This is a genomic window from Paenibacillus pabuli NBRC 13638, from assembly GCF_001514495.1.
Classification (GTDB): Bacteria; Bacillota; Bacilli; order Paenibacillales; family Paenibacillaceae; genus Paenibacillus; species Paenibacillus pabuli.
The window spans coordinates 107,021-129,552 of record NZ_BCNM01000004.1; the positions used below are offsets into that span (position 1 = coordinate 107,021).

General features: G+C 48.2%; 19 protein-coding genes. 16 read left to right on the plus strand and 3 right to left on the minus strand.

Features of this window, described 5'->3' with window-relative positions:
- Window positions 1-38: 38 nt before the first annotated feature.
- The 8 genes from PPA03S_RS07585 to PPA03S_RS07625 all read left to right on the plus strand — a co-directional run bounded on the left by PPA03S_RS07585 (window position 39) and on the right by PPA03S_RS07625 (window position 11,845).
- Window positions 39-3,872, plus strand: coding sequence for a GH32 C-terminal domain-containing protein (locus PPA03S_RS07585; protein WP_062321450.1), 3,834 nt, complete (start codon window positions 39-41; stop codon window positions 3,870-3,872).
- Between the two features lie 202 nt (window positions 3,873-4,074).
- Window positions 4,075-4,419 (plus strand): Na-translocating system protein MpsC family protein, encoded by a 345-nt coding sequence (locus tag PPA03S_RS07590; protein ID WP_024632855.1) that lies wholly within the window; start codon window positions 4,075-4,077, stop codon window positions 4,417-4,419.
- 337 nt (window positions 4,420-4,756) lie between these two features.
- Window positions 4,757-5,827 carry an ABC transporter substrate-binding protein gene (locus PPA03S_RS07600; protein WP_062321791.1) on the plus strand — a complete coding sequence of 357 codons (1,071 nt, stop codon included), beginning with the start codon at window positions 4,757-4,759 and terminating at the stop codon, window positions 5,825-5,827.
- A gap of 111 nt (window positions 5,828-5,938) precedes the next feature.
- Window positions 5,939-6,877: a nucleoside hydrolase gene (locus PPA03S_RS07605; RefSeq protein WP_062321454.1), complete on the plus strand. Its 939-nt coding sequence runs from the start codon at window positions 5,939-5,941 to the stop codon at window positions 6,875-6,877.
- Window positions 6,878-7,197: 320 nt separating this feature from the next.
- Window positions 7,198-8,019, plus strand: a complete 822-nt coding sequence (locus PPA03S_RS07610; protein ID WP_062321455.1) for an ABC transporter permease — start codon at window positions 7,198-7,200, stop codon at window positions 8,017-8,019.
- Window positions 8,020-8,023: 4 nt separating this feature from the next.
- The gene (locus tag PPA03S_RS07615; RefSeq protein ID WP_062321457.1) at window positions 8,024-8,815 is read left to right on the plus strand and encodes an ABC transporter permease; all 792 of its coding nucleotides are present in this window, start codon (window positions 8,024-8,026) and stop codon (window positions 8,813-8,815) included.
- Window positions 8,816-8,833: 18 nt separating this feature from the next.
- Window positions 8,834-9,892 carry an ABC transporter ATP-binding protein gene (locus PPA03S_RS07620; RefSeq protein WP_062321458.1) on the plus strand — a complete coding sequence of 353 codons (1,059 nt, stop codon included), beginning with the start codon at window positions 8,834-8,836 and terminating at the stop codon, window positions 9,890-9,892.
- 195 nt (window positions 9,893-10,087) lie between these two features.
- On the plus strand, window positions 10,088-11,845 hold the full coding sequence (locus PPA03S_RS07625) for an adenine deaminase (RefSeq protein ID WP_062321461.1): 1,758 nt from the start codon (window positions 10,088-10,090) through the stop codon (window positions 11,843-11,845).
- 105 nt (window positions 11,846-11,950) lie between these two features.
- On the opposite strand, the gene PPA03S_RS07630 is transcribed toward PPA03S_RS07625, so the two are convergent.
- A complete protein-coding gene (locus PPA03S_RS07630) occupies window positions 11,951-12,217 on the minus strand; it encodes a hypothetical protein (protein ID WP_068964008.1) in 267 nt (88 codons plus the stop codon).
- Between the two features lie 265 nt (window positions 12,218-12,482).
- Between PPA03S_RS07630 and PPA03S_RS07635 the strand changes: the two genes are divergently transcribed.
- From PPA03S_RS07635 to PPA03S_RS07650, 4 genes are all read left to right on the plus strand, one after another.
- Window positions 12,483-13,223, plus strand: a complete 741-nt coding sequence (locus PPA03S_RS07635; RefSeq protein WP_062321463.1) for an HAD family hydrolase — start codon at window positions 12,483-12,485, stop codon at window positions 13,221-13,223.
- Between the two features lie 332 nt (window positions 13,224-13,555).
- Window positions 13,556-14,035: a Dps family protein gene (locus PPA03S_RS07640; RefSeq protein ID WP_062321465.1), complete on the plus strand. Its 480-nt coding sequence runs from the start codon at window positions 13,556-13,558 to the stop codon at window positions 14,033-14,035.
- 128 nt (window positions 14,036-14,163) lie between these two features.
- Window positions 14,164-15,372 (plus strand): nitric oxide synthase oxygenase, encoded by a 1,209-nt coding sequence (locus tag PPA03S_RS07645; protein WP_062321467.1) that lies wholly within the window; start codon window positions 14,164-14,166, stop codon window positions 15,370-15,372.
- 146 nt (window positions 15,373-15,518) lie between these two features.
- A complete protein-coding gene (locus PPA03S_RS07650) occupies window positions 15,519-15,989 on the plus strand; it encodes an NUDIX hydrolase (RefSeq protein WP_062321470.1) in 471 nt (156 codons plus the stop codon).
- A gap of 37 nt (window positions 15,990-16,026) precedes the next feature.
- On the opposite strand, the gene PPA03S_RS07655 is transcribed toward PPA03S_RS07650, so the two are convergent.
- The gene (locus tag PPA03S_RS07655; RefSeq protein ID WP_062321472.1) at window positions 16,027-17,298 is read right to left on the minus strand and encodes an MFS transporter; all 1,272 of its coding nucleotides are present in this window, start codon (window positions 17,296-17,298) and stop codon (window positions 16,027-16,029) included.
- Between the two features lie 257 nt (window positions 17,299-17,555).
- Between PPA03S_RS07655 and PPA03S_RS07660 the strand changes: the two genes are divergently transcribed.
- Genes PPA03S_RS07660 through PPA03S_RS07675 form a run of 4 tightly spaced genes read left to right on the plus strand, consistent with a single transcriptional unit; the run spans window position 17,556 to window position 21,342 of the window.
- Window positions 17,556-18,665, plus strand: coding sequence for an ABC transporter ATP-binding protein (locus tag PPA03S_RS07660; protein WP_062321474.1), 1,110 nt, complete (start codon window positions 17,556-17,558; stop codon window positions 18,663-18,665).
- Window positions 18,655-19,488 (plus strand): ABC transporter permease, encoded by an 834-nt coding sequence (locus PPA03S_RS07665; protein WP_062321476.1) that lies wholly within the window; start codon window positions 18,655-18,657, stop codon window positions 19,486-19,488. The genes PPA03S_RS07660 and PPA03S_RS07665 overlap by 11 nt, the downstream gene beginning before the upstream one ends.
- A complete protein-coding gene (locus PPA03S_RS07670) occupies window positions 19,463-20,272 on the plus strand; it encodes an ABC transporter permease (RefSeq protein ID WP_024632840.1) in 810 nt (269 codons plus the stop codon). The genes PPA03S_RS07665 and PPA03S_RS07670 overlap by 26 nt, the downstream gene beginning before the upstream one ends.
- Window positions 20,269-21,342: an ABC transporter substrate-binding protein gene (locus PPA03S_RS07675; RefSeq protein ID WP_062321478.1), complete on the plus strand. Its 1,074-nt coding sequence runs from the start codon at window positions 20,269-20,271 to the stop codon at window positions 21,340-21,342. The genes PPA03S_RS07670 and PPA03S_RS07675 overlap by 4 nt, the downstream gene beginning before the upstream one ends.
- A gap of 522 nt (window positions 21,343-21,864) precedes the next feature.
- Here the strand turns inward: PPA03S_RS07675 and PPA03S_RS07680 are convergent.
- Complete coding sequence (locus PPA03S_RS07680) at window positions 21,865-22,365, minus strand: hypothetical protein (RefSeq protein WP_062321480.1); 501 nt, start codon at window positions 22,363-22,365, stop codon at window positions 21,865-21,867.
- Window positions 22,366-22,532 lie beyond the last annotated feature (167 nt).

Here is a 22,532-nt window from a genome sequence, read left to right on the forward strand (position 1 = left end):
TTTTTGTCTCATCTACTATACGAAAAGAGGGGAAGCTCATGAAATTCATTTTCCGATCCATCGGTTGTGTTCTATTATCATGTGTCCTAGGGTCTTCTGCTGCTGGAGCCTATTCCACAGCATCTGTTATGGAGACAAATGAATCGCAAAGGATGGAGCAAACCTCCAAGGAATCAGCAAAACAGGGAGAGGCGGTTCGAATGTTAACCAAAGTGTCGAAGGCAGTTACGAATTTGTCGGATTGGACTTTGCAGGGTAGAGGCAGTCTGGAAGATACGGATGAAGGACTCCATCTCGCTTCGGAAGCCAGGGAGAATGTGATGGCCCTATCAGCTACACGAGCTGATAATTTTATCTATGAAGCTGATTTGATGATTCAGGATATGAAAGCGGATACAAGTCTTGTTTTTCGATCCAATGATACAGGCTGGTCTTCATATATGCTGCAAGTGGTTCCCCAGGCTGGTGTGATACGTCTAAGAGATGCCAGTGGACAGCCGGGAACGTTAAATGTAGAACATAAAGCAAACCTGGAATCTGGAGGTATCTATCATCTGAAAGTGAAAGCGGACGGAGAGAGCCTTCAGGTATATTGGGATAATCGATACGACCCGGTGATTGATGTGAAAGATAGTGCCTACTCGTCAGGGAGGCTGGGGCTCCATGTGTGGGATGGGTCGGCTTTGTTCCAGAATGTGCAGGTCAGTATCATGAATGGCAATATCGGCAAACCGATTAGCAGCGTAGGTGAATGGCAGCCGGATTTGAAAGGGTATAAAGGGAAAGGAAACGCTCAGGGAAAAGGACAGATCGTTTACGAAAAGGCGGCTTCCGATTTTGTGTATGAAGGGAATCTATATCTGGCCGATGCGAGTACCTCAGCGGCGTTGCTGTTCAGAGCGAGCACAGACGGGACGAAGGGATATGAAGCAGCCCTGATCCGGGAAGGAGAAGAAGTTCGGGTACAACTTCGAAAAGCGGACGGTACTGTGCTCGCAAGCTCGAATCGTAAGGTTCCAAGCCAACCGGGAGCGAGGCATCACATCGAAGTTATTGCCTCGGGCAGCTTGATTCAGGTCTATGTGGATGGGTACACGCCTGCGGCTGTTGAGGTCACAGATAAAAGCTACGCTAAAGGAAATGCTGGACTTGTCGTTCAACAAGGCATGGCTTATTTTCAGGATATTTATATGACAGAAGAGTCGATGTACTACAAAGAGAACTACCGTCCTCAGTACCATTATTCTCCGCTTCGGGGATCGGCAAGTGATCCGAACGGGCTGGTCTATTATGAAGGAGAATATCATCTGTTTCATCAGGATGGAGGCACCTGGGCTCATGCAGTCAGTTCGGATCTTATAAATTGGAAGCGTTTACCTATTGCTTTGCCCTGGAATGATCAGGGTCATGTATGGTCAGGATCAGCAATTGCAGATCTGAATAATGCCTCTGGTCTGTTCACGGATTCGGGCGGAAAAGGTCTGATTGCGTACTACACTTCCTATCATCCGGATAAACCTGGTGGAAATCAGCGCATCGGCCTTGCCTATAGTACCGATCAAGGCCGGAATTGGCAGTATGCTAAAGAACGTCCGATTGTCATTGATAACCCTGGCAAGAACGGTGACGACCCGGGAAGCTGGGATTTTCGTGATCCGAAGGTCGTCCGCGATGAAGACCATAACCGCTGGGTGATGGTGGTGTCCGGCGGGGATCACATCCGGTTCTTTACTTCCACCAATCTGCTCGATTGGACCTTAACCGATAACTTCGGATATGGCGATTACGTTCGTGGCGGGGTGTGGGAGTGTCCCGATCTGATTCAACTGCCTGTAGATGGAACGGGTCAACGTAAGTGGGTGCTTCTGATCAGTACAGGGGCCAATCCGAAAACTCAGGGATCTGATGCGGAATATTTTGTAGGTCAGCTAACTGCTGATGGGAAATTCCTGAACGATCATCCGGCTGGGCAGGTGTTGAGAACGGACTACGGTAAGGAGTTCTACGCATCAATGTCCTTTGCGAATATGCCGAACCAGCGGAAAGTTATGCTTGCGTGGATGACGAACTGGGATTATCCGTTTGAATTCCCAACCTCCTCATGGAAAGGACAACTGACCATACCGAGAGAAGTCTCTCTTCGAACCACGGATGAAGGCGTGCGTTTGGTGCAAACACCAATCACTGAGCTTCAGAAACTGCGGCATAACCTATACAGTGCACAACAAATGACGGTTGGCCCAAAATCAAAAAATCCGCTGGAGGGCCTAACGGCGGGAGCGTATGAGATTGAAGCTGAAGTGGAAATTCCGGCTAACAGTTCTGTAACCGAGTTTGGTTTTCAACTGCGTCAGAGAGAGGGGCAGAAAACCACTGTAGCATACAGAGTGGATACGCAGAACATGTTCGTGGATCGCACCACCTCAGGTGACGTAAGCTTCTCCGACTTATTCACCAAGGTCCATGAAGCCTCGTTAAAACCTGAAAATCAAAAGGTGAAACTGCGCATATTTGTCGATGAATCCTCTGTTGAGGTCTTTGGCAATGATGGCAAGGTTGTTTTCTCGGATGTCATTTTTCCCGATCCGGCGGGCAGGGCGATGGCATTCTATAGCCTTGGTGGGGAAGTGAAGGTCAGCTCCATGAAGGTGTACGCCTTGGACAATATCTGGAGAAAGAGCACGGACTCCAAGATGCAGGTTTTTGCAGATATGCAAAGAAGAATAGTGAATATGGGGCAGACGCAAACGCTGTACGCCACGGTGGAAGGCAGATCAGGTAAAGGTGCCGCTCAACCGGTTAAATGGAAGGTAAGCAATCCTAAAGTGGCGCAAATCGTTCATTCTGATAAAACGAAAGCAACCGTTCGTGCCGTGGGTGGAGGCGAAGCTGTAGTAACCGTATCGACGACAGACGGCAAAGCTTCTGCCCAAATACCGATGAAGGTATCCAGCGGGGTATTCCACACCAACTTATCTGGCTGGAAGGCAGATAAATCATCTGCCCAATGGCTTGTTTCCGAACAAGGCATACAGGGGGGGTATAGTGGAGATACACAGTATATCGCACAGGATACTACGGCAGGGGATTTTCAATATGATGCTGACCTGACGCTGGGAGCACAGGGGGGAGCGGGGTCTATTGTATTCCGTGCCAGCGAGGATGGACGAAGCGGCTACTACTTGAATATCGATCCTAACCTGAAGTCCATTCGACTGTTTTATAAAGTAAATGGAAAATTCGAGAATCGGCAGGTGCTCGCTCAAATCCCTAGATTCATTCGTAAGGATCATATGTATCACATTCAAATTCAGGCGAACGGTCCTCGAATCCAGGTTGGTGTGGACGGTGAGCGAATAATAGATCTTCAGGATGGGACGTTTGCTGAAGGACATTTCGGTATCCATGTGTTTGGCGGGAGTGCTTCCTTCCAGAATGTGAATGCAATCCATACGAAGAAGGCAGAATTGGACCAGATCATTATTCGTAACGCAGGAAGTCCTGTTGCAATGCAGGCTGTTCCATCTGAAGCAGGAGAAATGATAAAGGTTGCTGACGAGGCAGAGAATGCAAGTGAAGGCTTCAACTGGGTACTTGTACCGACAGGGGATGATTCCGGCTCTTACTCCATTCGGACCTTGAGCGGCATGTCTCTTGATTGGGATGTAGGACAGAATCGCATTCAGCTCTATTCGTATCTTGGTTATGCGAATCAACGCTGGAACCTTTCGAAGAATGAGGATGGAACGATGCGCATCACAAGTGCACATAACGGGCACGCACTTGGTATATCTGCGAGTGGGCCAGAACTGGTAATGGATGAGTTTCGTCAAGAAAACGAGTATCAAAAGTGGGTTATTAAGCAACAATAATAGCGAAAAGGGGTGCAGTTATCTCCAAGCACGCTCACGGTAAACATTTACGAATAGTTTTCGTTAGTTTATCCCATCGTTCGCTTTTGTGTGTTATTTTCATGTTAACTATATCTTTTGGGTTGCCTAAAATCGTAGATATATGTATAATCAATCGTGTTAACACGTCGAACGTACGGTAGTAAATGATGTGGGTGAGTTCATGGAACTGCTGGACAGCAATGAGAGCAAGAAGAAGATGTGCCAGTATTATAACGAAATTTCGAAGGAACTGTTCGGCTTTGGCACCACTCTCCTGAGAGTGACCATTGATCAGAACATCGTGACCTTCTACGCGAAGCACCGCCGTTCACCGCGCTCTGACGCCCTGGAAGGGGAGGCCCCCGGCTTGAAGCTGGAAGTGGACTTCCGTATGTCTGTCTTGTATAAGAAGAAATTCAGGGAGAAGTTGGAGCAGCACATGGGTTTGCCAATCGAAGCTGTATTACGGGATTACGATGCGTCCACGCAGTGGGCCATTACGAATGTGATATTGGAACAAGCATAGGATGAATCGACAGGTTCGATGCATGCATCGCACAAAGTTCTAATTCATGATTCTAATTCCGAACAATTTCATATGATGGCGTCTGTCTTCGGATTGATTCTGAAGCAGAAACCGATGATGTACCGGCAGCGGGTGTCGCTTTCCTTTGTTTACGAAGAAAAGTGTTCTTGTTTATACAAGAATGCTTTTCTTTTTGTTTTTTAAGTTGAACTAGCCCTAAATAACGCATGTACCCTTCGAAAATCAGAAGACCTCTACGTGAAATGCGTTATCAAGCTAGTTCAACTTAATGGTTTGGGTTGTTAAATCACACATATCAGGGGGAATCAGGATCATGATGAAAAAGTGGATTAGCGGTTTGGCGGCAGTGGCAATGACATCGGTATTACTTGCAGGATGCGGCAGCAGTACAGAGAACGCAACAGGCGGATCAGGCAGCGGAAGCACGGCGCCAAACAAGCTGGTCATCTCCACTTGGGGATTCTCGGAGGATTTCTTTAATGAAGAAGTATTTGGTCCATTTGAAAAAGAACATAATGTAGACATCGTGCTTGAAGTGGGTAACAACGCTGAGCGTTTGAACAAAATCCGCCAAGGTACATCCAATGTCGATGTGATTTATTTGTCCGATTACTATGCACAGCAAGGCATTGACGAAGGTTTGTTTGAGAAAATCGACCGCTCCAAAATTCCGAATGTGAATGATATTTATGATATTGCCAAAGCACCGCTTGGTGAAGATTACGGCCCGGCCTACACGGTTGGACAGCTCGGAATCGCTTATAACCCGGACCTCGTTAACAAAGAAGTCACTTCATGGGCTGATCTGTGGGACCCGGCGTTTGCTAATAACCTGACCATTCCGAACATAACGGCAACAGCAGGCCCAATGGTATTGGATGCAGCTTCCCGTGTAGCCGGAAACGAAACATTTAATGAAGATGCAGCATTCGCGGAACTGAAAAAATTAAGCGGCAACGTTGTTAAATTTTACACTCAAACTTCCGAATTCGTGAACATGTTCTCCCAGGAAGAGATTGCTGGTGGACCGATTATGGAAATGTACTTCAAAGATCTGAAAGCAGCCGTGCCGAATGCGAAGTTTGTTACACCAAGCGAAGGTGCATATGCAGTTATGAATACGATCAATGTCGTTAAAGGCAGCAAGAACAAAGAACTCGCTGAAGAATTCATCAACTGGCAGCTGAGCCAGGATGTACAGGCCAAATCTGCCAAAGCCAAAGTGGATTCCCCGGTAAATACGAAGGTTGAATTGACTGCTGAAGAAGCTGAAGGCGTAACGTATGGTGCAGATGTGGTTGGCAAATTGAACAAGCTGGATATGGAATTTGTGAATCAACAAGCCAAAGCATGGACAGATCGCTGGAACCGCGAGATTGCCCAATAAGCTTAATCAGTGATAGAACGACAGGGTTAATCGCAGTAGAGATATTGATCGTGCTCGACAAACCAAATTTTGCAGCAAGCAACCACTTAACGGCAGAGGAGTTGGGAATGTATGAGTGAAACAGGAAATCGCATCATTCTGGATGTGGATACCGGTATTGATGACGCCCTGGCAATTTTGCTGGCCGTCAAAAGTCGGAAGCTGGACCTTCTCGGAATCACCACAGTCTGTGGGAACGTATCACTCCAGCAGGCAACGGATAATACATGCAAAATTCTCGAACTGGCGGGAGCGCCCTCCATTCCGGTCATTGCCGGAGCAGCTGGGCCACTTACGCGCAAGTCTCACTATGAGCACCGGGTACATGGACAAGACGGATTGGGCGGTGCGCTGCCTGATCCGGCGGTGTCCAAACGAGCAGATGAAGGTTTTGCCCCGGACTTTATCGTTGAACAAGCGAAGCTGTATCCAGGCGAACTGACACTGATTATGACCGCACCGTTAACAAATCTGGCGCTGGCGTTAATGAAGTGTCCTGAGCTGCCTACATTATTGAAGGAAGTCATCTTCATGGGTGGCGTCGTTCGTGGGCATGGCAATATTACACCTACTGCGGAATACAACACGTTCGCCGATCCCGAAGCCGCACGGATTGTGCTGCATGCAGGTTTCGAGAAGCTTACGCAGGTGGGCTTGGATGTTACCCGTCAAACACTGCTGAATGAAGAAGCCATCGGACGGTTAACGGACCCGGTATTGCGCGATTACGTGGCACAGAGCACAGAGATTTACATCAAGCGGTATGAAGAAATGAACGGGATACGCGCCTGTGCCCTCCATGACCCACTGGCAGTGGGGGTTGCACTCGCCCCGGAACTCGTTGGACGCCAATTGTATTACGTCGATGTAGAGACGGCCAGCCGTTTATGCGATGGCCAGATGGTCTGCGACTTCCAAAATCGTTTGGGCCAGCAGCCCAACACGCTTGTCTGCGAAACCGTAGATGCGAAAAGCTTCCTTGAATTGTTTATCAACGCGTTAAATGCGTAGCTATGATCTTTACGGCACTGGGATTCAGTCTAAAATTTAGTCCTTACGTATTTCGCTGGTAGTGTAGGGGACGAAATCGATTCTGAAGAAGCGAAGGGTTCGCCTAAAAGCTTTCTGAAAGAAAGCTGCTTCGGAAGCATACGCTATCCTTGGATTTTCCTTCTATAAGGAAGGAGATCAAGAAAATCCAAGGATAACAGCGATCGTAAGAACGATTCGTAACCGAAACGGCTGGTGTGATTAACGTGGAGTGATTATTTTGAAATGTGCGCCAGTGAAACGTGTGAATAAAAACCATTTTACAAGTCAGGAGTATCGCGATGAAGAAATCAGTAATCTACTGGCTATTGCTGCCGGGATTTGTGTTTTTGGCGGCATTTATGATCATTCCGATTGTCCTGACGATCGGATCGACGTTCTTTCAGGAAAACTCCTTCACATTTGAAGGATACATGCATTTTTTCAGAGACCCTTACTTTTTGAAAATATTGCTTACGACGCTGCAGGTCAGCGTGGTCACCACCATCGTCTGCGTGGTGCTCGGATTCCCGACAGCTTATTATATTTCACGGAAAGCGCCGCGCCGCAAAGGCATTCTGCTGGCACTGGCAATCTTTCCGCTGCTAACGAGCCCTGTCGTACGCTCGTTTAGCTGGATGATTATCCTCGGACGCAAAGGGCTGATCAACAACGCCCTCGTTGGGCTTGGTATCGTGGACAAGCCGCTGGATATTTTGTATACACCGGCAGCCATGATGATCGGTTTGACCCATCTGTTTCTGCCGCTCATGATTATTTCTCTGGTCGGCGTGCTTGAGAACATTGATGGTGATCTGCTCAAGGCAGCACAGAGCCTGGGTGCATCCCGCTTCACGGCATTCCGCCGGGTGGTATTCCCGCTGGCTGTGCCAGGGCTTGTGATCGGAGCCGTACTTGTTTTTGTCGGAAGCCTGACGGCTTATACAACGCCTGCACTCTTGGGAGGCAAACAGCGCGTAATTGCGACGTTCCTCTATCAGAACGCCATGACCCTGAACGACTGGTATCTGGCCTCGGTCGTTGCCGCGATTATGATTGTCATTACGTTTGTCGTGGTCGGTTTCATGAACAAAATGGCCAAAACTTTAAATCCGAAGGGGTAGACATATGCGGGAGAAACATATCGGGCTGGGCCTGTTCAGTCTGCTGGTCTTTATCTTTCTGCTGGGCCCGCTTCTGATCATCTCGGTGACTTCGTTTGAACCGGGGACAGTACTCAAATTTCCGCCGGAGGGCTTTTCCCTCCGCTGGTACGAGAATATTTTCAACACAGGCGGTTTCCTTCGTACGTTCCAGACGTCCATCATCATTTCCCTGCTGGGGAATTTGCTGGCGTTGTTGCTCGGGGTTCCGGCTGCGTATGCACTTAGTCGTTACGATTTCAAAGGTAAGTCCGTGCTGAATGCATTGTTCCTGTCACCGGTACTCATTCCGGGAATCGTGCTTGGTTTTACATTGATGAAATACCTGATCGTAATCTATCATCTGCCGATGTACTTGGGTCTGCTGATCGGTCACACGATTATCATGCTTCCATTTATTATTCGTGTTATCGCATCAAGTCTGTCGAGCTTTGACTTTGCAGTGGAAGAGGCAGCCCTGAGTCTCGGCGCGGGACGTATCAGAACGTTCTTCCAGATTGTGCTGCCCAACATTCGTTCAGGAATTATCGCGGCGGTACTGATTGCCTTTCTGGAGTCGTTCAACAACGTGGACATTTCCGTATTTATGACCGGACCAGGGGTAAGCACATTGCCAATTCAGATGCTGACCTATGTGGAAAATTATTTTGACCCAACCATTGCAGCCATTTCCGTGCTGTTGATGGTATTGACTGGACTTTTAATGTTCGTGATCGAACGGATCATGGGCGGATTCTCATATTTTACTAAACGTTAATTGGAGGCGCAGAACGCTATGGCATTGCTGACATTAGACCACGTATCCGTGGCATACGATAAGCAGACAATCCTGAAGGATTTTCAGTTGGAGCTGGAAAAAGGTAAGCTGCTCTCCCTGCTCGGACCGAGCGGTTGCGGCAAAACAACTACGCTGCGCCTCATCGCCGGATTCCTGGAAGCATCACAGGGCAAATTTATATTCGGCGGCAAGGACTACACGAAGGTTCCGACGAACAAGCGAAACTTCGGGTTTGTATTTCAGAGTTATGCGCTGTTTCCGCATCTGTCTGTCTATGACAACGTGGCCTTCGGCCTGCGGATGCGCAAGGTGAAAGACAAGGATATCGCGTCACGCGTGATGCGAATCCTGGAAGTGGTGAACCTGAACGGCTTCGAGAAGCGATTTCCACAGGAACTGTCCGGTGGGCAGCGTCAGCGTGTGGCGATTGCCCGCGCACTGGTCATTGAACCGGATTTGCTGTTGTTCGATGAACCGCTCAGTAACCTGGATGCCAACCTGCGGCTGAATATGCGGGTCGAGATCCGCAGGATTCAGCAGGAACTGGGCATTACGACGCTCTACGTCTCTCATGATCAGGAAGAGTGCTTCTCAATCTCAGACCAGGTGGCAATTATGAACAAAGGCGTGGTCGAGCAGCTCGACCGCCCGGAAACCATTTTCAAATACCCGGCGACGGAATTTGTGGCGCGATTTATCGGGTTCCATAATTTTATTGAATTCGCAGAGCGCAGTGATGCAGGAGAAGTGATTACGCTGAAAGCAGGAGGCCGTTTGTTCACCGCAACTGCGCATCCCGGAACGGCACGTCCCGGTGCACGCAAAGGTGCGATTCGCCCGGATGATCTGATCGTTAGTGGGGATACCTCCGGGGACATTACAAATGCTTTGCCAGGGATTATCAAAGTAAGTACGTACCTTGGGCGCAGCTATCAGTATGTCATTGAGACAGAACTTGGCGACTTTACGGCCAATCAGGAGATGGAGACGCCTTATCTCAGCGGACAGCGGGTTAATCTGATTTTCCCGCAGGATAAGCTTGTCCTTGTGGAATAGCAGCAGGAAGCAGAAAGCAGCAAAAGATGCATTTATCAGCTGATTCCAGAGGACGCGTTACAGTGTAGTGAATGGAAAAAAAGTGGATATTGGGTGCGTTTATTCAAAATGGCAGTTTCCATTCAATATAGCTAGTTGTAGCTGATGCTGCTCTGGATCGCTGTTAGATGCTCATGAAGAAGGAGATTATGCCCCATGCGTGCAGATCAACTAATTAAGAATGTACATGTGTATAACAGTTATTATAAACAATTTGAAATGAACAACGTGGCCGTGCTGGACGGTAGATTTATGTATGTTGGGCCAAGCGGACCGGAGATGATTGAAGCGGATGAAGTGATTGATGCACGCGGACGTTATATGATACCGGGCCTTATTGATATCCATCTGCACATTGAGAGTACGATGGTGACACCAGCAACCTTTTCCCATGGCCTGATCCGCTGCGGGGTAACGTCCATTGTGGCGGAACCGCATGAGATGGCGAATGTGTTTGGGCTGGAAGGTGTGCAGGAGATGATGTCGGCCAGTCGTGAGACAACGGTGGACATGTTCTACGCCATCCCAAGCTCCGTTCCGGCGACGCCAATGGAAACAACGGGTGGTTCAATTGAAATCGAAGATATGGATGTGCTGCTGGCTACTGGAGAGATCATCTGTCTGGGTGAGATCATGAACTATGTGGACGTCATCCGTGATCCAGAATGCAAGACGAACCAGATCCTTCAGCATATTCGCAAAAACTATCCCGATCTTGTGATCGAAGGTCATACACCGAAATTACTTGGGCTCGATCTGCACCGATTGATCTATGCTGGCGTTGATTCCGATCATACGCATCAGAGTATTGAGGGTTTACAGGCGCGAATTGCGGCAGGCATGTTCATTGAAATTCAGGAAAAATCGATGACGCCGGAAGTCATGGAGTACCTGATTCAGCATGATGTTGCTCAGCACTTCTGCTTCGTAACGGACGATGTTATGCCTGATTCGCTGGTGGAACGCGGGCATTTGGATCATATTGTGCGCAAGGCCATTCGGATGGGTATGCGCCCCGAAGATGCGATTTACGCTGCAACCTCAACCCCTGCATCCCGTATGAAAATGACGGATCGCGGCAGCATTGCCCCAGGCAAAGTGGCGGATTATGTGCTGCTGTCCAACTTAGATACACTTGCAGTAGAGCAGGTATACAAAAATGGCCGTAAAGCTTATGACGACTACGAACCGTACAAGCAGGACCGAATTAGTGGACAGTTCCCGCCTCACTTTTACAGAAGTGTGCAACTGGAGATGCTGGGAGCCGAAGACTTTGCAATCCGTTTGTCTGATCCGAAGGTGAATGGGAAAGGTGAAGATTCAGCTTCAGAAGCGCAGTTATCTGAACAGGGTCTAAACAACTGCCGGGTCATGATGGTGAAGGATGGTTCAACCTTTGTGGAAGAGCATATTGCACAGGTTCAGGCTGCGAATGGTGAACTGCTCTGGGAAGAAAGCGAATATGGACAGATTGCGACTTTTGAACGTTATGGTGTGAACGGCAATCGGGCGCATGGTCTGATTGGTGGAGACACGATCAAGCGAGGGGCCATTGCGACAACGTATTCACACGATAACCACAACCTCCTGGTCGTAGGTCGTAATCGTGAAGATATGATCTTGGCAGCTAACACGGTGATTTCGAGCCAGGGTGGGTTTTGTGTGGTGGAAGACGGCAAAGTGTTGTCCCATCTCGAACTCCCTGTGGGTGGCATTTTGACGGAAGAACCGCTGGCAGTGGTGTCTCACCAAGTGAAAGAGCTGCGAGCAGCGATGTTGTCTCTTGGCTATGTGCACTATAACCCGATCATGTCGATTAGCACGCATTCCCTTGCGGTAAGTCCGGCTCTGAAAATTACGGATCACGGCCTGATTGATGTGAATGCAGGCAAGGTTGTACCGTTAATCATCTAATTCGAATACACACTATTCGTGATGTACCTCCAATTAGATTGTTGTTTTAGAACTAATAGTATAAAAAGAAGAAACCAATACCCCGTTTCGCCACGATGAGTGGTGTCACGGGGTATTGGTGTATAGCCAAGGATTCAAAATCATAATTCTATGCGCTGAGCCCGGCAAGTACATCAACCGTTTCATTCTGGTTCTATACAGACGATAATCATGTTTTCGATCCATTTTGCTTTCTTTGTTGAAATGAACGCTCTTGATTCCTTTACGGAAATCTTTGAGTTTCTCTTTTCTTGGATCAATGAACTTCCTGCTGTTTTTCAGACTAAGCGATTGTTCATTTTCCCAGGATCGAATCTCTTCCTGTGTAAACATCTTCATCCCCGTTGTGCCGGGTTAGATTTTGGCTTCGAGAGCCATGGCCTTAGACACAACTAATAGAAGAAGATTTTTGGATTGAACATAAGCATCACCCCTGAGATTATTCATCCTTATTTTAACATATATAAAATAAATCTGTATGCTAGTCCAAGTACGGGGTAATCATGTTGGAGCAATGAATCCTTGTTTGGACGGAGAAACGGAATACATATATAGTTGGAGAGTATGTTTTGAGCAAAGAGCAGGAGGATTAACAACGATGATAGATAAAATAAATGCGGCTAAAGCTATATTTTTCGATGTAGACGATACCTTGTATGACCACTTGCAGCCGTTGAAAGGAGCACTACAGGAGGTACTTGGTCTACCAGACGATTTCCCTTATGGGGAGGCATATCATCGCTTCCGTTATTATAGCGACTGGCTGTCTGCCCAAGAAGACTTGTCTGCTGTACCCGAACCGGAAGCGGTGGAACGGATGCGTCATCGGAGATTTGAGCTGACCATGGCGGAATTTGGACTTCCGCTGCAATCTGGACAGGCTGAAGAACTGCAAGCACAGTATTTGAGTAGACAGTTTCAGATCCAGCCCTTTGAAGGAGCATATGAACTTATTCGGAGACTTCTTGCAGAAGGGCATACGGTAGGATTAATCACCAATGGAGAAGGGAAACATCAGCAGCGGAAGCTCGAAGCGCTGGATGTATTCAGCCTTATTCCCGAGGAACGGATTTTCATATCGGGTACACTTGGTTATGCCAAGCCGGATACAAGATTGTTTGAGCATGTAAGCAGGCAGACGGGATCGGATTCCGGTTCCAGTTATTACATCGGCGATTCCTGGCGCAATGATGTTGTCGGTGCAGTGGATGCCGGATGGAAGGTGATCTGGTTCAACCACCGAGATGCTTTGCCAGAATCAGAGCATCAGCCGCATCATATAGCGCGCAGTTATGAAGAGGTAAGCCGTATCCTTACATCCGAGTTGGTTCAACAATAAAACGTGTGCTATGTACGTTGGTGCAGTCCTAATCCCATTGAGGATCAGGGCTGTTTTTGTTGTTGTATGCGAAGTGAGGATTGTCATTGTACATCGGCTAAAATCGAGGTATAGATACTATTGTAAAGGTGTTAAAAGGGTCTTCCAACATGGGTTCAAAGATGAAGCTTAGCTTCATGGAATCTTCATTCGAATGAATAGGCTAAAGCCTTCACAAAGGATAAGGTCGGTGTTATAATTAAAACAAGATTTAGATTAAGTCTAAATTAAATGAATGGAAGCAAGTTAACTTAAAATCATAATTATATCGTATTCGAGAGGGGATAAATTCCATGAGCACAATCCAAACTAGAAACAATACTTTTGCAAACCATGCCACTGAACTTCAAGAGGTCCTGAACCGCCAGATCGCAGGTTGGTCTGTACTGTACACCAAATTGCACCACTTCCACTGGTATGTCAAAGGTCCCCATTTCTTCACACTGCATGCGAAATTCGAAGAGTTATATAACATGGCTACGGTGAATATGGATGAAGCCGCAGAGCGTCTATTGGCCATTGGTGGACGTCCGGTCGCAACGATGTCTGAACAACTGCGGTTGTCACCTGTTGAGGAAGCACAGGGACAGTTGTCGGCTGAAGGAATGGTAGAAACCGTAGTTGCTGATCTGCAAGCGATGGTGGATGTAATTAATCAGGGTATTCAAGCAGCTGGCAAAGCTGAGGATAATGCGACCGAAGATATGCTGATTGGATTCACTGCTGCATTGGATAAAGAGGTCTGGATGTTAAACGCATTTCTGGGCAAATAAGCTAAGTTATCCTGCATCCTGAACAACGATATGTAGAGTCCGTGAACAAAGTGCCCGTTCGCTTACAAATCCAGTGTGCTTGCCGTATAATGATGGCATTCAAGATGTATAGATTGGTGGAATGAATAATGCGGACAGACCTGGATGAACTGCGGGATGAAGCTGAACGGTTTATATATAGATGTTATGAAGAGCTGGGCCATTCGCGTGAAGACGCACAGGCCCGGCTTATTGCTGTTATGAACGAAATTGACCATACAGGCACATATGTGCATACTGCAGATGAACTGGAGCATGGCTGTAAAATGGCATGGCGGAACAGCAATCGCTGCATCGGACGGCTATTCTGGGATAAACTGCGCATCGTTGATGCGCGTCACGCAGATACCGCTGAATCAGCAGCGGATGCGGTGATGACGCATATCAGAGCGGCTTCCAACGGAGGCAAAATCATTCCAATGATTACGATCCTACCACCGGATGGACCAAGCGGAGCCCCTGTGCGGATCTGGAATCACCAATTGATCCGTTATGCCGGATATGAGACGACGGAAGGCATTGTAGGTGATCCTGCATCTATTGAGTTGACGAAGCTGGCAATGTCGTTTGGCTGGCAGGGAGAGGGCACGCCATATGATGTACTTCCACTTATTATTCAGGCGCAGGGGCAAGCTCCGAAATGGTATTCTGTGCCCGAGGAAGACATCGTGGAAGTGAGGATTGAGCACCCGGAGCGTCCCGAGATTGTTGAACTGGACATGCGCTGGTACGGTGTGCCGATGATTGCCGATATGCGGCTGGAGATTGGCGGCATATCCTATCCGGCAGCACCGTTTAATGGCTGGTACATGGGTACTGAGATTGGCGCACGCAATCTGGCGGATACGTTTCGGTATAATAAACTACCTGCGGTGGCGGCAGCGCTTGGTCTGAATACGTCGAGTGAAACGACTCTGTGGAAGGATCGGGCACTGGTAGAGCTGAATGTAGCTGTGCTGCATTCGTTCAAGAAAGCAGGCGTCAGCATTGTGGATCACCACACGGCGGCAGCGCAATTTGCCTTGTTTGAACAGCGGGAAGAGAAGGCCGGGCGCGAGCTGACAGGCGATTGGGTTTGGTTGATTCCGCCGGTGTCTCCAGCGACGACGCATATTTTTCACAGTTCCTACCGCAATGAGATTGTGAAGCCCAATTTTTTCCGTCAGGATCAGGCTTTTAACCTGGATGGAGGATTATCTGGTGAAACAATGGAGAACGGTGTAATACAGAATACAGAGCAAGTGAATCGCCAGCTGCAGAACGAAGATTCACCGATGAAATGCCCGTTTGCACACTGATGTGTGATCGGGTTATTTTTTTGTAGCCGTGATTCTAAAAAGAGTAGTTTAAAATAGGAAAAAAAGGTAGAGTTTTTTTCTCTATATGGAAATTAATGTTCCCTCTATAATAAGCCCATGGACTAAACTTAGAGGGGGAACAACACATGGGATACATTGAATCGCTTCGAGAAATGGTTGGCAATGCACCTGTTATTCTGGTAAGACCGAGTGTGTTGATTTTGAATAAATCAGGCGAAATTTTGTTGGTTCGACATGTGGATAATACCTGGGGTGTACCAGGTGGATTTATGGAGTTGGGCGAATCTGTGGAAGAGTCGGCGAGGCGAGAGGTCAAGGAAGAAATTGGAATACAGATCAAGAAACTTGTGCTATACGGCGTCTTTTCGGGGAAAGATTTATATACGAAATTAAGAAAGGGGCATGAATATTATAATGTGGTCATTGGTTATGTTTGCACGGAGTTCGAAGGCGAGTTGAAGCCCGATGGGGTGGAAGTTCTTGAAGCGAAGTTTTACAAACCGACGGAATTGCCTGAGAACACAGACCCTTATTTAAAAAGTAAAATCGAAGAAAATGCGCTACATATAGCAACTTTATTAGGTGTAAATAAGTAAATGGAGGCTGCCCACTGATGTGGGCAGTCTTGTGCGTCTACACTCGTTTCGATCGGTAACGGATGCGCATCACTGCCTGAACGGCAATGGCGGCTGCGATCAGAAGCAGATTGAACACAAACACAGTGTAGAGCGATCCGACCTCCACAAGCAGGGCTGCAACCAGAGGGGATACTATTGAACCGATCTCTGCTGCAGACACAATTTTGCCAATGACGGAACTTCTACCCTCGTCCGGGATATGATCCCCGATATGAGCAAAGAATGAGTCCATGTAACATGCACCGCCTACGCCGCCGATCAGCATGCCCACGTAAACCAGCACATAAGAAGATGTACTCAGGAAAACGACCACCTCGATGCCAATCATCAGCATGCCGAACATGCAGAGCAGCAGCCGATCCCCCAGCCGATCAGAAAGGTAACCTGCTATTGGGGCAGCTGCAAGTGTGGAAATCCCGGCTACGGTAAAGGCAAGACTGGTCGCAAATGGATCCCAGTGCATGATATGAGCGGCATACAGCGCAAAATAAGTCAGAAACACGGCATAGGCGCTCATCTCCAGGAAATGGACCGTACCGTAGCCGATCAGTTGCTGCCGCCGGGTAAGTCCAGTGGACGAGTCTTGAGCGATTGGACGAGGAGTAACGTATGCTGGAGAAGTTGTACTGTCCATATGCGTTTGCGTTTGTTTTACAGCAGTTGAAATGGCCTGTGCGGCTTGGCCGTTCACCTCGCTTCCGGATGCGAGACCTGCTTTTGCAGCTGACTTTATCCCCATCGCCGCACCCACTGCCATGAGACAGCATACCGTCACAAGCAAAAAGGGTACCGACAATGGCCAGTGCAGTGCAAGCCAGCCGCTGATGACTGGACCCAGAACCATGCCTCCGCCTTCACTGCTGCTAATATAACCGTTATACAGGCCTCGGTTATCGGTATTCCCCCCATCTCCGATGATGGAACGAATAACGACTGTCAGTCCGGTCGAAGCGAGCCCTTGCAGCAGGCGCAGCAGACCGAATACTAACGCGGCAGAAGATACCGCGAAACCACCCATACAGACAGCGAGCAGCAGCAGCATGGCAATAAGTGCCCGTTTGCCCCCAAGTTTACGATAGAGCGCCGCAGCCGGCACCCCGCCAATCACTTTACCGACATAAAAGAGTGCAAAAATAACCCCCATCATCCAGCCGGACAGGCCGAACTCCTCAATAAACAGAGGGAAAAGGGGGAGGATCATGAAGCCGCCCATCTGACTCAGAAAACAAATGGTCATCAGCAAAGGCAGGTTTTTGCGAATATCCACGAACAAGACTCCTTTCACTTAAACTTAATCCGAAATCCTCATGAAATCGCTCTACTTGCATGCGTAGATATCGACATATACCCGTAATGTATGCTGTATTTGTGAGAATAAGAAGAAATAACACAGGGCGTTTACATCAAAAGCATTGCGGATATAGCTGAATCATATATAATAGATGGGATTTGTAATGAAGCATGCATGAAAAGAAGTGTACAGGCTCAAGGTATACCTCAAGTTTAAAGGGGGCGAAATGAAGCATGTCAGAACAACAACCGATTATCCGGTTCGACCGGGTGACCCAGCAATACGATCAGGATGAAGCCGTATTGAAGGAAGTCAGCTTCGAGATTGAGCGGGGTAAATTTTATACGCTACTCGGCCCGTCAGGCTGCGGGAAAACAACGATATTACGCCTGATCGCCGGCTTTGCGGAGCCGACACAGGGCAGTATTTATTTTAACGGTGCATTGATTAACCGTGTGCCGGCCCACCAGCGGCAGGTGAATACCGTATTTCAGGACTACGCATTATTTCCACATTTGAATGTCTTTGAGAACGTAGCTTTTGGTTTGCGGATCAAAAAAATGAAAACCGCTGAAATTCGCAGCAAAGTGTTGGAAGCCCTCAAGTTCGTCAATCTCTCCGGTTATGAGAACCGTGAGATTGGTGAGATGTCCGGCGGACAACGACAGCGTGTTGCGATTGCACGGGCGATTGTGAATGAACCCGAGATTTTGCTGCTGGACGAGCCTCTATCGGCACTCGATCTGAAGCTGCGGACAGAAATGCAGTATGAACTGCGCGAGCTGCAACAGCGACTGGGCATTACGTTTATCTTTGTCACGCATGACCAGGAGGAAGCCTTGGCGATGTCGGATGAGATCTTTGTCCTGAACGGCGGCGTCATTCAACAGAGCGGCACGCCGAATGATATCTATGATGAGCCGATTAACCGTTTTGTGGCGGACTTTATCGGTGAATCGAACATTGTATCCGGCAAAATGAAGCAGGACTTTGTGGTGGAATTTGCTGGTGCACAGTATGAGTGTGTCGATCAGGGGCTACAGCCGGACGAGCCTGTGGAGATTGTGATTCGTCCAGAGGATCTGGAGATTACAACCGAGGAACAGGGCAAGATGCAGGTCAATGTGGACTCCCAGCTGTTCCGTGGAGTGCATTACGAGATATCGACTTACGATGATGCGGGTAATGAGTGGTTGGTGCATTCTACGAAGAAAGCCGTGGTAGGCGCTCGTATTGGACTATATTTTGACCCGGAAGCCATCCACGTCATGCGCTTTAACGAGACGGAAGAAGAGTTCGACAAACGTCTGGAAGCCTACCAAGAGGCCGTTCATGCAGACTAAGTCGAGTACACGCAATGTGTATCTGATTCCATACGTGTTATGGATGGTGTTGTTTGTAGTTGCTCCGGTTCTGCTGGTGGTATATTACTCATTCTTCGATGTGGAGGGCAACTTCACGCTGGGTAACTATGCCCGGTTCTTTACACCTGTGTACATGCAGATGACTCTGAGCTCGTTCTGGTATGCATTCCTGATTACGGTGTTCTCGCTGTTGGTCTCGTATCCGACGGCGTATTTACTGACTCGTACGAAACACAAGCAGCTGTGGCTGCTGCTTATTATTTTACCAAGCTGGATTAATCTGTTGTTAAAAGCGTACGCCTTTATCGGCCTGTTCGGCACGTATGGCCTGACCAATTCCCTGCTTGAAGTGGTGGGTATTGGTACACAGCAGATTTTGTTCACCGACTTCAGCTTTATCTTTGTCTCGGTGTACATCTTCATTCCGTTCATGATCCTGCCGATTTTCAACGCGCTGGAAGAGATGAATCCGTCATTGATCTACGCTGCGCGGGATCTCGGGGCATCGTCCTGGCTGACGTTCCGCCGGGTCATCTTCCCACTGACCATCAGCGGCGTGAAATCCGGCTGTCAGGCTGTATTTATTCCAGCGTTATCGTTGTTCATGATTACCCGCCTCATTGCGGGGAACCGGGTAATTACGCTGGGAACAGCGATTGAACAGCATTTTCTCGTCACCCAGGACTGGGGGATGGGTTCGACGATTGCTGTCTTTTTGATTATTGCGATGGCGATCATTATGTTCCTGACCGGATCAGGCAAGAAGGAGGTGCGTAATGGGAAGAAACGGAAAGCTGTCTAACGTCTATCTGGCCGTTGTATTCGCCATACTGTACGCACCGATCGCGTATCTGATCTTCTATTCCTTCAACAGTGGCGGCCATATGCGCGGCTTCGAAGGGTTTACGTTGGAATGGTACAGGGAAGTATTTGCCGATACTCGGCTGCTTATCATTGTACTCAATACGTTTATTATTGCGCTCTTGTCCTCTGCGATCTCAACGATGCTCGGTGTGGCAGGGGCACTGGCGATTTATCATGTGCGGCGTAAACGGACCAAGAATACGTTGCTGTCACTCAATAACGTGTTGATCGTTAGTCCGGATGTTATCATCGGTGCATCCTTTCTGATTCTGTTCACCATGATTGGCATCAAGCTTGGATTTACTTCGGTATTGTTGTCTCATATTGCGTTTAGCGTGCCGATTGTCGTGATTATGGTACTACCTAAGTTGCAGGAGATGAGTCCAACGCTGATGGATGCGGCGCGTGACCTGGGTGCTGGATCATGGCAGATCCTGACTCGTGTCGTACTGCCCTACGTTAAACCGGGCATTTTTGCGGGATTCTTCATGGCATTGACCTACTCACTTGATGACTTCGCGGTGACGTTCTTTGTTACAGGGAACGGGTACTCTACACTCTCTGTGGAGATTTATTCCAGAGCAAGGCAGGGAGTGTCATTGTCCATCAATGCACTATCTACACTGCTGTTCCTGCTCACCGTGCTGCTGGTGGTTGGCTACTACTTCATTAACCGCCGTGCAACACGGATACCACCCGGAGGGAAGGGGCTGCGTCCATGAAGCAACTGGTACGGACATTTGCGATTGTATTTGTGGCTGCCTTTGCCCTAATGATTCTGGCTTCCTATCTGAACAAGAGTCAGGGATATTCCGGAGGCAATACGCTGACGATCTATAACTGGGGCGATTATATCGATCCCGATTTACTGAAGGAATTTGAAGAAGAGACGGGAATCAAGGTCATCTATCAAACGTTTGACTCGAACGAAGCAATGCTGACCAAGATTGAGCAGGGGGGAACCACGTTTGATGTGGCGATTCCTTCCGAATATGCGATTAGCAAAATGAAAGAAGAGAACCTGCTCGTGCCACTGGATCATAGCAAGCTGCCTAATCTGAGTAACATTGATCCACGGTTCATGGACCTGTCCTTTGATGAGGGCAACAAGTACTCCATTCCTTACTTCTGGGGAACAGTAGGGATTGTGTATAATCCCGAACTGGTCGATGGATTAACCTTTGAGAGCTGGAATGATCTGTGGGACCCGCGTTTGAAAAATCAAATCCTGCTGCTCGATGGTGCCCGTGAAGTCATTGGTATGGGGCTGAACAGCCTGGGGTATTCGCTGAACGATACCAACGAGGATCATCTGCAGGCGGCTCTGAGGAAATTGTCCACATTGACGCCTAACGTCAGAGCCATTGTCGGAGACGAGATCAAAATGCTGCTGGCGAACGAGGAAGCGGCGGTTGGACTCGTATGGTCTGGGGATGCGTCAGAAATTATGGATGAGAACGACAAGCTGGATTACGTGGTTCCTGAGGAAGGATCGAACCTTTGGTTTGATAACATGGTTATTCCGAAGACGGCGAGTAATATTGAAGGGGCGCATCAGTTTATCAACTTTATGCTGGACCCGGATCATGCGGCCCGTAACGCCGAATATGTCGGATACTCCACACCGAATGCGGAGGCATTGAAGCTGCTGCCAGAGGATATTTCGGAGGATGAACGATTCTATCCAGATGAGACGCTGACGGGTAAGCTTGAAGTGTACGATAATCTGGGCAAAAAAATGCTTTCGCATTATAACGATTTGTTCCTCGAATTTAAAATGCATAGCAAATAAGGGGCATTCGAGCGAGATGTAGCGGATGAACGTGCGTTTATGCACGTTCAAGCCGCTAACGAATCTACCACACCTTAATTGGGCTGATTTGCATGGATTACGAAGGCTAACGAATTTCAGCGGCGCTATTTCTCATAAAACAGGTGTCAAACGACAATAAGCCGCTACTTGCGCAGGATAACGTCTCTCTGATTCGTTAAAACTCAAGTGGGCGTAAATGACCGCCAATAGCGTGTGCGCAGTTCGTTAGATTTGAGAAATCAAATAGGGGTGCTGCTCGTCATTTCAATTGATGACGAGCAGCACCCCTATGTTTTTTACCTACTTCAGAGCAAATAGCTCAGGTGGTTGTCTTATCTTTGTTTACACAATAACGGAGAGGGCAGAACAAACTGGAGAAGCGAAGCGCTCGCCTTTATCGCCGGATTTTACCCTCTATTAAGGGGGATCAAAAAAATCCGGCGATAACAGCGATCGAAAGTTGTTCTGCCATCGGAGTGGTCAGTGTATACGAATTAAGATTTACATACGCTTTTTGCGACCCACCATGATCCAGGCCCCGCCCATAATCAGCACAATCGCCACGAACGGCTGGATGAAGGACAGGCTGGTCAGCATCGTACCAATCGACATGACGGCGAAGAACAGCAGTGATATAACCGTCAGTATGTTGATCGGGATCAGCAGCCATTTGTTACGGCCGCCGAACCAATACAGTTCAAACAGGCCTACTGCTACCGCAAGAATGAAGCCAGGCCACATTGTGCTCCAGTTACCAAAGAGCATGGCGATCTGGCTGACAACACCTGCCGTAAGTAAGATGCCTCCTGGAACCAGCAATCCCACGCCTCTGCCAATCATGGAGAAGTAGAGCCAATGGAAGAATAGCCCCAGTGGAATCACAAATAGGGTGGGCCAGAAATTGGCAAAGATCGTACCCGGACCGAGTGAACCTCCCTGGTTCAGGATCAGGTACACGCCGAGCAAAATAAGCACAGGCGCAAGGATGGTGCGTTTAGCCATGATATCTCTCCTTTTCAATTCATATGGATTCCGAACGTTCATGGTGTATGTTTTCTCGTTATTCACAGCATACCATGAACCGCAAAAAGGTATCCTCGGTCTTTGGAGTTAAAGTGGTCCTAGACTAAAGTCTAGGACCAATATACTCTTCTAAATATTCAACTGTC